The sequence below is a fragment of the Kamptonema animale CS-326 genome (assembly GCF_028330895.1).
In the GTDB taxonomy this organism is placed as follows: Bacteria; Cyanobacteriota; Cyanobacteriia; order Cyanobacteriales; family Microcoleaceae; genus Kamptonema; species Kamptonema formosum.
Genome location: NZ_JAQMUA010000019.1, coordinates 1 through 13,873, shown reverse-complemented (window position 1 = coordinate 13,873; position 13,873 = coordinate 1). Strand labels below are relative to the sequence as shown.

Annotated in this window: 15 protein-coding genes and 1 pseudogene; 5 read left to right on the top strand and 11 right to left on the bottom strand. The window is 41.3% G+C overall.

The annotated features are described in order from the left end of the window. The first annotated feature begins 47 nt into the window (after window positions 1-47). Together PN499_RS01190 and msrA are read left to right on the top strand one after the other, a co-directional pair. Window positions 48-662 carry a TetR/AcrR family transcriptional regulator gene (locus PN499_RS01190; RefSeq protein WP_272029751.1) on the top strand — a complete coding sequence of 205 codons (615 nt, stop codon included), beginning with the start codon at window positions 48-50 and terminating at the stop codon, window positions 660-662. A gap of 93 nt (window positions 663-755) precedes the next feature. Next, window positions 756-1,409 carry a peptide-methionine (S)-S-oxide reductase MsrA gene (gene msrA / locus PN499_RS01185; RefSeq protein ID WP_272029750.1) on the top strand — a complete coding sequence of 218 codons (654 nt, stop codon included), beginning with the start codon at window positions 756-758 and terminating at the stop codon, window positions 1,407-1,409. A gap of 48 nt (window positions 1,410-1,457) precedes the next feature. Here the strand turns inward: msrA and PN499_RS01180 are convergent, their stop codons facing one another. From PN499_RS01180 to PN499_RS01170, 3 genes are all read right to left on the bottom strand, one after another. Then, complete coding sequence (locus PN499_RS01180) at window positions 1,458-1,979, bottom strand: DinB family protein (RefSeq protein WP_272029749.1); 522 nt, start codon at window positions 1,977-1,979, stop codon at window positions 1,458-1,460. An 86-nt stretch (window positions 1,980-2,065) separates the two neighbouring features. Continuing rightward, window positions 2,066-2,551 (bottom strand): hypothetical protein, encoded by a 486-nt coding sequence (locus PN499_RS01175; protein WP_272029748.1) that lies wholly within the window; start codon window positions 2,549-2,551, stop codon window positions 2,066-2,068. Window positions 2,552-2,639: 88 nt separating this feature from the next. Next, entirely contained in the window at window positions 2,640-2,858 is a 219-nt protein-coding gene (locus PN499_RS01170; protein ID WP_272029747.1) for a hypothetical protein, read from the bottom strand. A 135-nt stretch (window positions 2,859-2,993) separates the two neighbouring features. Here PN499_RS01170 and PN499_RS01165 point away from each other — a divergent pair, with 135 nt between their 5' ends. Together PN499_RS01165 and PN499_RS01160 are read left to right on the top strand one after the other, a co-directional pair. Further along, a complete protein-coding gene (locus PN499_RS01165) occupies window positions 2,994-3,473 on the top strand; it encodes a DUF433 domain-containing protein (RefSeq protein ID WP_272029746.1) in 480 nt (159 codons plus the stop codon). After that, window positions 3,463-3,825: a type II toxin-antitoxin system PemK/MazF family toxin gene (locus tag PN499_RS01160; protein ID WP_272029745.1), complete on the top strand. Its 363-nt coding sequence runs from the start codon at window positions 3,463-3,465 to the stop codon at window positions 3,823-3,825. Before PN499_RS01165 ends, PN499_RS01160 begins: the two co-directional genes overlap by 11 nt. 260 nt (window positions 3,826-4,085) lie before the next feature. Here the strand turns inward: PN499_RS01160 and PN499_RS01155 are convergent, their stop codons facing one another. The 3 genes from PN499_RS01155 to trxA form a co-directional block, all read right to left on the bottom strand. Continuing rightward, window positions 4,086-5,015 carry a hypothetical protein gene (locus PN499_RS01155; RefSeq protein ID WP_272029744.1) on the bottom strand — a complete coding sequence of 310 codons (930 nt, stop codon included), beginning with the start codon at window positions 5,013-5,015 and terminating at the stop codon, window positions 4,086-4,088. Between the two features lie 188 nt (window positions 5,016-5,203). After that, window positions 5,204-6,271, bottom strand: a complete 1,068-nt coding sequence (locus PN499_RS01150; RefSeq protein WP_272029743.1) for an LOG family protein — start codon at window positions 6,269-6,271, stop codon at window positions 5,204-5,206. 244 nt (window positions 6,272-6,515) lie between these two features. Then, complete coding sequence (gene trxA / locus PN499_RS01145) at window positions 6,516-6,839, bottom strand: thioredoxin (protein WP_007354019.1); 324 nt, start codon at window positions 6,837-6,839, stop codon at window positions 6,516-6,518. Between the two features lie 385 nt (window positions 6,840-7,224). On the opposite strand from trxA, the gene PN499_RS01140 reads away from it, so the two are divergent. After that, entirely contained in the window at window positions 7,225-7,770 is a 546-nt protein-coding gene (locus tag PN499_RS01140) for a GNAT family N-acetyltransferase (protein WP_272029742.1), read from the top strand. Between the two features lie 3 nt (window positions 7,771-7,773). Here the strand turns inward: PN499_RS01140 and PN499_RS01135 are convergent, their stop codons facing one another. The 5 genes and pseudogenes from PN499_RS01135 to PN499_RS01115 all read right to left on the bottom strand — a co-directional run. Beyond that, window positions 7,774-8,070, bottom strand: coding sequence for a hypothetical protein (locus PN499_RS01135; protein WP_272029741.1), 297 nt, complete (start codon window positions 8,068-8,070; stop codon window positions 7,774-7,776). A gap of 474 nt (window positions 8,071-8,544) precedes the next feature. Then, window positions 8,545-9,417: a 3'(2'),5'-bisphosphate nucleotidase CysQ family protein gene (locus PN499_RS01130; RefSeq protein ID WP_272029740.1), complete on the bottom strand. Its 873-nt coding sequence runs from the start codon at window positions 9,415-9,417 to the stop codon at window positions 8,545-8,547. Between the two features lie 223 nt (window positions 9,418-9,640). After that, window positions 9,641-10,765, bottom strand: a complete 1,125-nt coding sequence (locus PN499_RS01125) for a cupin-like domain-containing protein (RefSeq protein WP_272029739.1) — start codon at window positions 10,763-10,765, stop codon at window positions 9,641-9,643. A gap of 79 nt (window positions 10,766-10,844) precedes the next feature. Beyond that, the gene (locus PN499_RS01120) at window positions 10,845-13,583 is read right to left on the bottom strand and encodes an adenylate/guanylate cyclase domain-containing protein (protein ID WP_272029738.1); all 2,739 of its coding nucleotides are present in this window, start codon (window positions 13,581-13,583) and stop codon (window positions 10,845-10,847) included. A gap of 100 nt (window positions 13,584-13,683) precedes the next feature. Then, a pseudogene (locus tag PN499_RS01115) lies at window positions 13,684-13,873 on the bottom strand (IS4 family transposase); the annotation flags it as partial.

The following is a 13,873-nucleotide window of genomic DNA, read 5'->3' as shown; positions in this document are numbered from 1 at the left end:
CCAGTATAATCATGTCAACCCCCACAACAAACTTTTATAGAACCAAGATGAAACGAACAAAACTTAACGAACTAGACCCCACCACCACCGTTAACAAGGGCGAAAAAATCCTACTGGGAGCAATGCAGGAGTTTTTGACTCACGGGTACGCCTCAACGAGCATGGATCGAGTGGCGACGGCGGCGGGAGTGTCCAAAGCGACGGTATACAGCCACTTTAAGGATAAAGAAGGGTTATTTAGTGCCTTGATGCAGCGGTTGGCGGAAGAAAAAATTCTGTATATTCAACTGGAATCAGAGAACCCAGAGCAAGCTCTGCGGCAATTAGCCCTGACTTTGCTCGAACACAAGAAATGCGATGCCGAGTTTCTGATATTTATTAGATTAGTCGTGGGCGAGTCGGGGCGTTTTCCCGAATTAGCACAAATGTTTATTAGCAACTTCGCCAAAATTGGCATACAGCGACTAACTTATTACTTAAGTTCTCACCCAGAGTTGAATCTACCCGATCCAGAAGCAACGGCGCGAATTTTTATTGGGTCAGTAGTATATTATCTGATGACCCAAGAGATCCTGCACGGTGCAGAGATTATCCCCATGGAGCGCGATCGCTTAATCGATGGTTTAATGCACTTGATTTTAGCATCTAAAAATTCAGTTTAGATGCCTAACAGCTTAGATCGTTTCTAGCAACTTCAAATCAAAAGTGCTATTATTAAGGAACGTAAAGCTGTCACTCAAACAAAATTAGAACTTATGGCCATATTCGGATTGGGCAAAAAGCTAACCCTGCCTACAAAAGAAGAAGCATTGCCAGGACGAGCAGAATCCATGCCTGTACCCTCTCGTCACTTCGTCAACGGCAATCCCCTCAAAGCTCCTTTTCCAGAAGGCATGGAAATGGCAATTTTTGGTCTGGGTTGTTTTTGGGGAGCCGAACGCAAATTCTGGCAATTAGAAGGAGTTTTTACCACCGCCGTCGGCTACGCCGCAGGGATAACACCTAACCCCACATATCAAGAAGTTTGTTCGGGCAAAACTGGCCACAACGAAGTAGTGTTAGTGGTGTTTGACCCGAAAGTTGTTAGTTACGAAACACTCTTGAAAGTGTTTTGGGAAAGTCACAATCCCACCCAAGGAATGCGTCAAGGAAATGACACTGGAACCCAGTATCGTTCAGGCATTTATGTCTATTCAGATAGTCAGAAAAAGCTGGCTAAAGCTACACGGGATGCTTATCAAAAAGCCATTTCAGGAGCGGGTTACGGCGAGATTACAACTGAGATTTTAGACGCTCCTGAGTTCTACTATGCAGAAGGCTACCATCAGCAATACTTAGCCAAAAATCCCGGCGGTTATTGCGGCTTAGGCGGCACAAAAGTAGAATGCCCTGTGGGAGTTCTTTCTTAAATTCTCTAATAAACCTTGTGGGGCAGGCAGGATGCCTGCCGCATAGGTCTATTTTAATGATTCATCTGGATTTGGTCTAATCACTCTGTGCATATCCAGCACTGGCGGAGTCACATCTGTTTGCGTTAACATATCGTGAATTTGTCCTCGGTGATGGGTTTGGTGGTTAAAGAAATGCGGTAATAATAAACTAATTGGATCTGTATAAATTAAACCCTGATTATTGCGATATTGAAGATTCCCTGCCAAAAATTCCTCAGTCAAACCAGAGGCAAAAGCTTCAATTCGGGCATCTTCTAAGATTCTAGCAGCAGTAAGCTCCTCAAAATCTTCATATAGAATTGCATCAAGTCCAGTTGACTGAATCTTGCCACCTTCAAATCTTGTCAGCCAAATTCTATCGCCTACCATGATGTGATTGAGCGTACCGTGAATGCTTTTAAAAAATGCTTGGCGCGTTTTTTTGCGCTCAGTATCAGATAGTTTTGCACAAGCATCGTAAACTCTGCGATTAGCAAGTGCATTGTACTGAGCTAACATTTGAAAGTATTGGATAAATAAATTATTCATAGTCCGTGTTAGTTTCCTTTAACATCTAAATTTAGTAAATATTTTTCACAATTAATCTAAAACCCTTGCGATGCTTGACTTGATATCTAATTTCTGGATATGTATAGTAAATCAATCAAGAATTTCTTAGAGTCATTTGCTTCCGGCTTAAAGCCAATTAACGGCAATAACAAACAACCCAGCAACATCCCAGATACTCCAAATATAGATGAGTCAAACTTTCCTTCCTCAATCATAGCAATCGCAGACAATATCCAGCTACTTCCTACTAGCCCTAACCAAATTGACATAAACACTATGACAGAAGGGTGCATTGCCATCTTAATATCAATTTTGCTACCCATGCCTTCAGGGTAAATTCTTCCTTTAATTATAGGTGAAAAAGAGTTCCGATAATTGATGATGCGATTAATTTCAAAAGAATGGTCGCCAACTTCACCCTCATAAGGTTTTTCATAATTGTTTATCTTCCATCGAATTGCTTTTCTAGGTTCTACAACTGCTAGTAATTTTTGACGGACTATCTCAGGATGTAGGGAAGTATTAATGGTAAATTTTTCATAAGGAAACATGGTAAAAACTCCAAGATGAGAATCTGTGTAAAACCAAGTTTTATAGCTAGGAACTAGGGGAAGAGGGGAATAAAATCAATAATTAAAATCAATAATTAAGTTCGTCAACAATTGCTTGCGTTTGCCATTCACTATCCCAACCTAAATTAAGTTCATCAACTAATCTGCAAGCATCTGCTAAGGCTTGAGCTTCTTGCTGCTGCTGCCATTGTTTTAAGATAGATTCTATTAGGACGCTGCGATTCTCAACTTTTTGGTCTAGGTATGCGATCAGGTCATCGGTTAGGGAGATAGAGATTTGAGCCATAAGCTACTTTTAATAATACCTTTGGTAATATACCATTTTAAGAGTTGAGAATGCAAGTGGCGAAAGGGCGATCGCTCTGGCTCTGACAGTGCTATCCTAGATGGAGAACAATCATAAATTGGCGAGGAGAAAATCTTGTCAACAATCACAGATATTGGCACTCTCATTACCAGTCAGCCTGACATACATGGTGGCTGTCCAATCATTGCAGGAACGGGTGTTACAGTCCGTCGCATTGCTATTTGGTACAAGCAAAGTTTGACCGCAGAAGAAATTGCCGAACGCATCGAGTATTTAACTCTCACTCAAGTTTATGCAGCTTTGACTTATTACCATGCTAATCGAGATGAAATTGATGCTGATATTGCAGCGGAAGAAGTAGAAGGGGAGCGAATAGAAGCATTTATTTCTGAGCGTAAGACTCAAAAGCCGCAGACGGAGATGGCTTTAGAAATACCAACACTAGCGAACTATCCCAGTCGCCAAGAATTTATGCAATTGCCACTAGAAGAGAGGCGAAATATTCTAGCAAAACAAGCTGAGGTAATGTTGCAACATTACCAGGAAGATAGAGAATGGCAAGAATTAGAAGCGGGAGATTTAATTGACTACTAACTCTCTTTTTCCTAAACGGGGTGATATTTGGTTGACTAATTTTGACCCAACAGTGGGAGCAGAAATCAGAAAAATTCGTCTGTCTGTAGTGGTAAGTTCTAATAGTGTTGGCAAGTTACCACTGAAATTGGGTACACCGATTACAGATTGGAAAGAATATTATGCTGGCAATATCTGGCACGTTAAGATTGAGCCAGATATTGCTAATGGTTTAACGAAAGTTTCAGCAGTGGATGTCTTGCAATTGCGGGGTATGGATGTACAAAGATTCATTCGTAAAATAGGAGAAGTTTCCTCTACTGATATGGAGGAAGTTGCTAGGGCGATCGCAGCGATAGTAGAGTATCAGTAGTTACTTATAAAGCAATACGGTTCAGTTAACGCTCTCCAACCAATTTAATCTCACGATTTTATGGGAAATATAGTCATCTTTTAGAAGTCAAATTGTTTTTAACTGAACCGTATTGACTTATAAAGAGCGCTCGCTCTTTATTTTTAGCTTTTGTCCTCTTTTTTTGCGATCTTTGATTTTGATTGGACCACAGTCTTTGTTTTTTTGCTCCCAGTCAATGTTTTTTTCTTTCCCTTTGATTTGGTCTTTTCCTGTTCTTTTTATGTTTCTTCTTTGAAGGTCAGCATATCTAATAGCGATAATCCCGGTCTTTTACTATAAAGATAAGAAATAAACCATTCTTGGAAAATTTCAAATTTTTGTTTATCACCAAATTGAACAACAGGAATAGTCCACAACTCTCCGTGTCTGGCAAAATATATTCCAATGTTTTCAATTGCTATGTCATTGGGATTACTATTTATACCATCAATCAGTGATAAAAGGTAATAGCCTAAAACTTGATTAATATGGTTTCTTTCTAATTTAAGGTATTTAGTTACTTTTATGTCAATTAGAGTATTGTCAATAATAAGGTCAGCATCTGCGCCGCCAACTAACGCTGATCCTCGACCAAACGTTGGATTCAAATAGCATTTTTCTTTAACTTGGAATTTTTTATGGTCAACAAGTGAAATGATTGATTTTAGGTCTTTGATGTCTTCAGGGTTATGATTGTCGAAATTTGAGTCGATAATACCTGCTCTATAACACACATCAAGTTTTGCAAGAAAAATTGTATTGGAAACTAATTCATCAGTTATCAGTCCATCCTTAACATATTTTTCATGATTAACCTTTGTCTGTTCATACTGGTTAGTGATAATTGTTAAAAGGTCTTTTGTTTTGAATACTTTGTCACGATGAAAACCTGTTGCTACTTCTGTTGACCCTAAAAGTCTTTGAGATAAACGTTCAAATACACCATCTGCCACCCAAGAACCTGTTTGAATCAAAGTGTCTTCATTGTGGTGCTGTAAATAGAGGCGAAGTAAATAGTCAAAAGCTGTCCCAACAATTCCATAATTATTTGTCAAAGGTGGTGCTTTAAGTTCCGCCTTTAAATTAAAACTTGGGATTGGGAATTCTTTCTTAAATTTGTCTCGAAGTTCTTGATTATTTCGATCTGACAAGATTGAGGTTAAACTCATAATAGATTAAAAATTCAAAATATACTTTTTGTATATTAACATAGCTAAACTTTGTTCTTTCAAGGCAACCACGCTGACTTACTCAAGGCAATACAATCCTTAGAGAGACGGCGAACGATTGACAAAATAAGTTGTGAATCGGAAACAGTTTTTACAATGCAACCTGCGTTCAAACAATATATCCTGTCCTACTTTTCTTCTGGATGAGCCGCCGCCGGAGAGCCCGCACCCAATTGATTGATATGGGCGATCAACTGATAAAGTCTCCCCAAATCTCGCTGAGTAAAATACAAAACTAAGCGCGGCAAATCGGCAGTTTCATCACCTAATTCTGGAAGTAAAGCTTTGCTTTTTTCAATTTTTCCCTTAACCAGAATGTCACTGAAATCAGTATTTAACTGTTCGACATCCTCATCGGATAACTCAGACTTGAGACGGATGACAAGCCGATCTTCCACGTAGCGGCTGGAGTGATAAACTCGGTAGAAACTGGCGATCGCATCACAAGCCACATCCAAGCTATCCGTAATCGTGTAAAGGCTGGGATCGTGCTTACTAATTAAACCGCGACCCATCATTTGCTTGCAAATAAAAGCATTCCAATCATGCCAATAGTCCCCACCAGGGCGATCGATCAATACCACAGGTGCAGGGCCAAATTTGCCCGTCTGAATCAAAGTTAAACACTCAAAAGTTTCGTCCAGAGTGCCGAAACCACCGGGAAATAAAGCCAAAGCATCACTTTCCCGTAGGAAAAATAACTTGCGAGTAAAGAAATATTTAAATGTAAGTGATTTGCGATCGCCTGCGATAAAGGGGTTAGAACCTTGCTCGAAAGGTAATTGAATATTCAACCCAAAAGAATGTTCTGCACCCGCACCTTCATTCCCCGCCTGCATAATTCCACCGCCGCCCCCTGTCACCACCATAAACCCCTGTTTGGCGATCGCACTGGCAAAATCCCTCGCCATCGCGTATTCTGGACTATCTGCCGACACTCTGGCAGAGCCGAAGATCGCTATTTTGCGAATGTGGCGGTAGGGGTAAAAAAGCTTAAACGCTCTCTCCATATCTAGCAGAGAAGCAGCGATGATTTTCCAGTCGAGGCGATCGAGTTCTTCCCCCGCCATGCGTGCGATCGTTGAGAGCGATCCCGCAATCCACACTTCGTGCTTTAAATTTGGTAGCTGATTAATCAAATCAGTCACCTCGGCCTGGAGGGACTCAATTGCTTGGCCAGAGGATGAGGAACTCATTAAAATTTTCCCAACGAGCAGAGCTGTAACTATTTATTGAAAATGCGCCTTTAAGCCAAAATTTTGAGGCGCTAAGCAAACATAAAAAGTTTAAGCTCGACTGATTTGCCGCGCTTGAAGTGGAATTTATGCAAAATCAGTTTCATCTCAGTACAGACTAGGACTGCCGCCAATTCCGACTCTACGGTGCGATTTGTCCCCAAGATGCCGTCGGCGACAGTCGGGGACTAGACCGCACTTAGAGTTAAAGGTACTTTTCTAAAGTGTTGGAGAGTGTAGTCTTGGGGACTGCACCCACCACCATATCAACCCGTTGACCGGCTTTGAATATCATCAGCGTCGGAATGCTGCGGATACCGTATTGGCTGGCGACGTTGGGGTTCTCGTCTGTATTAACTTTAACTACCTTCACCTGCCCGTCATACTGCTGGGCAATTTCATCTACGACAGGTGCGACCATACGGCAGGGGCCACACCAGGGAGCCCAGAAGTCCACTAAAACTGGAACTTCGCTCTCAAGCACTTCCTGCTTAAAGGTAGAGTCGGTAACTTGTGCGGCTGCTGACATCCCTAGCCATCCTTGTGCATATTATTTCTCAGCTTATCAGTTTAGCAAAAAGTGTTACCTTTGGTACGAAAGCTTTTAAAAGTTTGGAGTTGTGATATCAAATCCGTTTGATTGGGAATTGTATAATATTAAGTTCCGTGGGGGCGGGTTCGCCGAGGTATTTGCTAGGTATCGACAAATCTTATAAACCCGCCCCGCCCATACTTGGTTCTTTGCAATCTTAAACCCTGGAGTAGCTAGACCAATCGGGTGTATGAGTTTTGAGGCGACAAGAGTAGGAGATGCCTTTCTGCTTAAGGAGGTTAGGGCGATCGCTTACTCAGTTGTATAAGTTTAAGGGTCAAGGAGCCGCAGGGAAGGGGCGATCGCATCTAATTTTGGATTAATGGATATAAAAATTAACAATTTGCAGGCTGCGGATAAAGAGATTATTCAACAGTTGGCACAATGGTTAACAGAACTCTGGCCTAATGCTTGGCCGCATCTAGATGTTGCTTTGCAAGAAGTGCAAGCATCTTTAGGAGTAGATCGGATCAGTCGCGTGGCGGTTGACGATCGCGGTACGGTTTTAGGTTGGATTGGCGGGATCGAGCAATATGACGGGAATGTTTGGGAACTGCACCCCCTAGTAGTGAAAGCGGGGTTTCGCAGACAAGGAATTGGGCGATCGCTAGTTAATGACTTAGAGGCGGAGGTGAGAAAACGCGGCGCAATTACTCTCTGGGTAGGTACGGATGATGAAGAAAATCAGACCACCCTTTCCAATATCAATCTTTATCCGAATATTGGGGAACACATCGCTAAAATTAGAAATTTGCGGTGCCATCCTTACGAGTTTTATCAAAAAGTGGGTTTCGCGATCGTCGGAGTAATGCCTGATGCCAACGGACTTGGAAAACCCGATATCTACATGGCAAAACGCCTGAGATAAATTCTAAGCTTCCCACGCCAATAAGTAATTTTCCAAATACTGCCAGCGATCGTCAGTGTAGTTAGCTTTCAGTAAATCTCTAGTATTGCCGTCAATCAATAATTGCCCCTCGGCAGAGTCCTCTTCATCTTCGTGGAAGATACTATCAGGGAATGCGTGCTTCAAATGCGTGAGGGTGTGAACAAAGCTAGCGAGGAAATGATGCTCTTCAACCCATTCCCCTGGATCGGGGATAGCTGCATCTTTAGGGGTTGCGCTGTTCAAAGAATTATTTACAAAGGTTTCAGTTAAGTTTTTCATATCTAGATTTGCGAGCAACTCCAAGTCAACAATAACTTTCTAACTATTATGATTATCGGTTCTAACCGAAGTCTTCTCAGTGATTTTACTAGGTCTAGCCCCGTGACAACTTTAAGTATTTCCTGTGACCTAAATCACGCCAAGATTGTTCTATCTATGATAAAGCAATCGATATATTCTCCCCTTCCCTTTTAGCAGAGCTGTTTCATTCTTGAAAAAACGATAATGAGGTAGGGATAGTGCCCCATTGGTGTCAACTTAAGGTCAAACCCTGACTCCTACAGGGGTTAAAACCCCTGTCTGAAAGATCAAGTCCTCTGAAGAGGACTAAGAAAACTTTTAAATTTAGTTAGTCCTCTTCAGAGGACTTAATTTATTAGCCAGGGGTTTTAACCTCTGGCGGGCTTTCAGCTTAAGTTGACACCAATGGCCCCGTCCCTACCCCTTCCCACTCACAACTTTGTCCCCCAAGCATTAAGGACTATCTATCTCTGCTAAAAGTTTTTGCGCTTGATGACAAAGCTCTCTGTGACAGAGACCGTTAGTAGCTAACAGCCCTCCCCATTGATTGATATCCCCCTGATTATAATGCAAAGGAGTGCCATCAAAATGGGTCAATTGACCGCCTGCTTCTGTGAGAATTAATTCTGGGGCGGCTAAGTCCCAATCTTTGGGAGCAGATTTACCAGAAAGGGCAATGTAAACATCAGCTCGCTGCTCGATAATAGTCGCAATTTTGCAGCCAATGCTACCGACTGCAAGCTGATTTTGAATTGGTAATTGTTGTAATAATTTATTAAAGCGTTCATCGCGGTGAGTGCGGCTCACTACCAGAGATAAATCTGCGATCGCACTCCGTCTAGATACGTACAATTGTACGGGCAAACCGTCTCGATTTTCGACAAAAGCACCGCCGCCCTTAATAGCTGAATAAAGTTTTTGAGCTTCCGGCCAAGCTACAACTGCTAAGACTGGTCTACCGTCGTAAACCAAAGCAATATGTACTGCATATTCGCCCGTGCGGTCAATAAAATCGCGAGTACCGTCAAGAGGGTCAATAATCCAAACCCAACGCTGGGGTAAAGGAGCTTGACCGTGTTCTGCTAAATGGAATTTGTAAGTTTCTTCGCTGAGATAACCAAATTCTCGATCATCTAAAACGGTTTGCAATTGCTCCAAGATATAGGAATTAACAGCAATATCTGCGGCGGTAACTGGCCCATCACTTTTTTCTTGAATGTTAAGGTTATCAGCCCTCAAACCACCCCGATAATAGGATTGTAATATATCTGCTGCACCCCAGCCGACCGAACGTGCGATCGCGCTAAGTTCTTCTAATGTTTTCATTACAAAAAATCCTGCTTTAAGTAGGTAAACGCAAAATTAATAATATCATATTTTGGTAATTGGTAATTGGTAATTGTTAATTGGTAATTGGTAATTGTAAGGTGGGCGCTCGCCGCAAAGAATCTGTAACTCATAGAAGAAGATGGTTTCGGCGAGCGCCCACCCTACGTTTAATTATGTCCGACTACTTAACAACTAACCACTAACAACTAACCACTAACAATTACCACTGAACTTGAGGATATTTCCACTCATAATAATTGGGGAAGACAAAGTTAGTAAACGAGACTGAAATACTGACATCTAACGACTTGACATGATGCCACCAACCAACAGGAATAAAAATCGCTTCTCCCGGTTCCAAAATAAACTCTAAAATTTTAACATTTCTGTAGAGCGGATATTTTTCCAAGTCAGGATTTTCACCATCTACCTTGCTGAATACCCCTACATGATTGTACATCAAAGGCGTTTGCTCCGGTGAAATCATCCTTACCCGCTTGCGTCCTAAAACCTGAGCCAAAATTAAATTAACTGGGTCATGGTGCAGCGGCGTAATCGTACCCGCAGGGCCGAACCAGAAAAATACTCTTCCGCTTGTATCTGCGGGGTTCAAATATTCAGGGAAGATTTCGATATCATTAAACAAACTTTTAAATTCTTCCCGCTCTAAATTCTGGTTATTAGCAACCATGTAATAATCATTACTTTCACCGCTGCTGACAACCATATCAACATATTTGCCAAACAAAACTGTTTGCTTGTGTTTTTCTAAGTTAATTTCATATTCCGGGTCAGACTGGCGGTTAGCCTGAATTTCAACTGTTGCATGACCATACTTATGTCCCAGATAATTAGGAGTCCACAAGCACATTGCCTGCCAATTACTCATAGCATTTGTGAGAATAACTGGAGTATTTGTAGCGTAGTAATTCTCTAAAAACTCGGCTCTGGAAAGATTGCTTTTGCGTTCAATTGTGCCAAACTTAGAAGAAAGCGCGGCTAGTTGAGTCTGAATTTGTAACTGGGATTCCATTTTCTGCAATAACTGCACAAAATTGGTACAGAGTTGGAAGTAAGGATGAGCCGCGATTCCTCTGACTTCTTCCGTTGCCAAATTGGGATCGATACCCATTTTAACCAGCATTTGAATAATGGTATCATCTGGCTCTTTCAGCAACTTCTTAATTGCCATCCATCGCCTTAAATTATCGGGGATTTCTTTTTTAGTTTCCGCTGCCAAATTTGCCAAATTTTGTGTCAGCCATTCCAGAGTAACCTGTTGCTCATCTGTCAGAGTAATCCGTAAAGGAGGGAGAGTAATATTCACGGGTTTGGATTCAGGCATAAATATTATCTATTTTTCAATGATGGTCTAGAAAATATTTCAAGCAGGAAACTATTAAAACCGGACAATTCTACCTGAATTAATCAACTTTTTTGCCTGTAAGCCAATAGGTGATCATTTCCCCTTTCCCTTTAATCGCAATCGCACCTCGCTCTTCAAATAAATACTTATCCTTTAAACGCTTATAAGTAGCATTTGTAACTTGAATACGCCCTGGAATTCCCTGAGATTCCATCCGGCTAGCAATATTTACTGTATTTCCCCAGAGATCGTAAATAAATTTTTTGATGCCAATTACCCCAGCGACAACAGCACCAGTATTAATGCCGATGCGAATTTGGAATGGCTGACCCTTTTCAGCTTGGAAACGAGCGATTGCAGTTTGCATATCTAAAGCCATTTGAGCGACGGCTTCGGCGTGAAATTCCATCGGCACTGGCAAACCTCCTGCTACCATATAGGCATCACCAATAGTTTTAATTTTCTCCAAACCGTGCAGTTCAGCTAATTCGTCAAAGGTGGAAAAAATATGATTGAGTAAACTCACTAATTCTATCGGCGGTGTCCTCGCAGAAAGCGGAGTAAAACCAACGATATCAGCAAATAGAATTGTCGCTTCCTCAAATTGTTCAGCGATGGCACTCTGGTTTTGTTTAAGTTTATCCGCTATGGTTTTAGGCAAAATATTTAATAATAAACGCTCTGATTGTTCTTGTGCTATTCGCAGCGCTTCCTCTGCCTGTTTGCGCTCCGTGATATCTTCAGCAATATACATTAAGTGCGTTACTTCTCCTTGCTCATTAATCAATGGCAGTTTCATGATTCGCTGCCAAATATCACCCTTAAATTTACTATTAAATATCTCCTCATCTACAATTAATTTGCCTCCTTCAATGATTGTTTGGTGTTCTGATTGTACGGAAGCCGCAATTTCTATGTTCATAAAATTGTAAATAGTGTGCCCGATTACTTGGTCGCGAGGGATTGAGTAAACTTGCTCCGCAGCCCGGTTCCAGAGTACATAACGGAAGTCATCTTTCACGTCTTTGACAAACAAAGCTAAAGGAATATTTTCCACAATACTATTGAGAAATCTACTGGTTTGTGACAATTCTCTTTCCAAACGTTTGCGTTCAGTAATATCGCGAACAATTAGTAAAACTTCATTTGTACGGCTGACAACAATTCGGACTTCTTGTTCGCAAAGTTGACCGCCACTCCAAAATTGATGCTCATAAATTTGGGTTTCACCAGTGGCAATTGTTCTGTTTATATATTGTAATTGAAGCTCGGCTATATCTGGTGGTAATACTTCCGAAATATGCTTGCCAATCCGATCGTTATTTACCAGCAATATTGCTTCTGAATCTTTGGAGGGGATAAATTCTAAATAGACACCCTCTTTGCTGAGTCTAATCATTAAATCTGGTATAGCGGCGAGGATAGCTCGATTTTGAAGTTCGCTTTCAGTTAGTGCTGCTGTGCGCTTTTTTACTTTAGCTTCTAATATTTCATTGGTCTTTTCTAAAGTAGCAAAAGTTTTTTTCAACTGATGTGCCATTTGGTTAAAACTGCTGGCAAGAACCTTGAGTTCTCTCGTACCTTTTTCTTTAACTTTTCTGTCTAATTCTCCCTTAGCTAAAGCTTGAGTTGCTTCACTTAATCTCAAAATGGGGGCAGTTATCCAGTGAGCGGTAAAAATTCCCAAAGCCGTAGCTACAATTAATGCCCCCAAACACAGCCAGATTGTAATGCGGGTGTTAGCATGAATTTGCTCCATGAAATCGGATTCTGGAACTACTACCACAATCAGCCAATCAATTCCCTGCTCATCTTTGAGGGGTGTTACTTGTAGGAACTGTTTAGAGCCGTCTATTTCTAAAATAAAGTTTTGAGTGCTATTAATTGCCGCTAAATTACCGACGCGATGATTTAAGTATTCAGCGGTTGCTCTAATCACAGGTGTCTGGCTATTTTTTGCCTGCATCCGCTCTTGCATTTCCCCCTTTTTATTTCTAATAAATAATTGCTCGCCCGTAGAAGAAGCCACAAGCAGTCCAGAGCGTTCTATAATAAAAGTCTGTCCCGTTTTACCAATCTTTATGTTTTTCAGAAACTCTTCAATATCCGAGAGAATGAAATCAACACCCACGACTCCCCGCAGTTTGCCTAGATTGTCATAAATGGGTTGTGCCAAGGTAATATTTAGACGAGGGTCTTTGAAATCGAGATAAATTTCACTCCAGACTAAACCACCAACTTCTACTGCTTTTTTGTACCAAGGTCGCATTCTAGGGTCATAGTCTTTTCTAACTTCTAGCAAAGTCGTAGGATTACCTTCGCTATCAATTGCATAGCTATGAAATTTTCTTTTAGTTTGTTTTCCGGCTCTACCCGTTTGCCAAGTTTTATTATCTTGCAATCCTATTCCGAAAAATTCTCCTTCGGCTGTACCTAAATAAATAGCGGATACCTTCGCTGAATCAAATAAAAATTTCTGGTTCCAAAACTGGCGAGTCATGCTACGAGCATCTTGTAAATTTAACTGCTCTAGCTTCATAGCATTGACATTAATTTTATTAATAATACGAGGTATTTCCAGGTAATGACGTAGCGTTTGCTGGATGCGAACACCTATTTCTACCTGCAATTGCTGAGCAACATCGTTAACAGCTATTTGTCCATTGCGTAACGAGATGTATCCAGTTAAACCAACAGTGCCGAAAATTTGTAGCACAAATGGCACTACCAAAACGAGGCGCAACGGTATCTTTTGAGAACCCTTAGCAATCCGACGAGTCAGAGCTTTTAATAGCATCTGTTGTTACCTAAACTAGCTTGTAAGTAGAAGGCAAAAGGTAGAGAGTAGAAGGCAGAAGGGTTTAGTTATCTAGGACTTACGCAGCATTGGTGACAAGTTAAGGCTCAAAGCCAGTTGTCAAGGGGATTTTCGGCAGTGGCTCAAAGAAAAATGGTTCTCCACGTAGGGTGGCATCCGGAAAGGGAGCGATAATCAATTTTAACCTGGGTTTTCGTTGAGCTTTAACAATCCCTAAATCTCGATTTTCCTCTGCGGCAAAATACTTCACGGGGTCAGCAGCTAATCCG

Coding starts and splice junctions, on each gene's coding strand:
- PN499_RS01190 (WP_272029751.1), top strand. CDS start 48: ATGAAACGAACAAAACTTAACGAACTAGACCCCACCACCACCGTTAAC.
- msrA (WP_272029750.1), top strand. CDS start 756: ATGGCCATATTCGGATTGGGCAAAAAGCTAACCCTGCCTACAAAAGAA.
- PN499_RS01180 (WP_272029749.1), bottom strand. CDS start 1,979: ATGAATAATTTATTTATCCAATACTTTCAAATGTTAGCTCAGTACAAT.
- PN499_RS01175 (WP_272029748.1), bottom strand. CDS start 2,551: ATGTTTCCTTATGAAAAATTTACCATTAATACTTCCCTACATCCTGAG.
- PN499_RS01170 (WP_272029747.1), bottom strand. CDS start 2,858: ATGGCTCAAATCTCTATCTCCCTAACCGATGACCTGATCGCATACCTA.
- PN499_RS01155 (WP_272029744.1), bottom strand. CDS start 5,015: ATGAGTTTAACCTCAATCTTGTCAGATCGAAATAATCAAGAACTTCGA.
- PN499_RS01150 (WP_272029743.1), bottom strand. CDS start 6,271: ATGAGTTCCTCATCCTCTGGCCAAGCAATTGAGTCCCTCCAGGCCGAG.
- trxA (WP_007354019.1), bottom strand. CDS start 6,839: ATGTCAGCAGCCGCACAAGTTACCGACTCTACCTTTAAGCAGGAAGTG.
- PN499_RS01140 (WP_272029742.1), top strand. CDS start 7,225: ATGGATATAAAAATTAACAATTTGCAGGCTGCGGATAAAGAGATTATT.
- PN499_RS01135 (WP_272029741.1), bottom strand. CDS start 8,070: ATGAAAAACTTAACTGAAACCTTTGTAAATAATTCTTTGAACAGCGCA.
- PN499_RS01130 (WP_272029740.1), bottom strand. CDS start 9,417: ATGAAAACATTAGAAGAACTTAGCGCGATCGCACGTTCGGTCGGCTGG.
- PN499_RS01125 (WP_272029739.1), bottom strand. CDS start 10,765: ATGCCTGAATCCAAACCCGTGAATATTACTCTCCCTCCTTTACGGATT.
- PN499_RS01120 (WP_272029738.1), bottom strand. CDS start 13,583: ATGCTATTAAAAGCTCTGACTCGTCGGATTGCTAAGGGTTCTCAAAAG.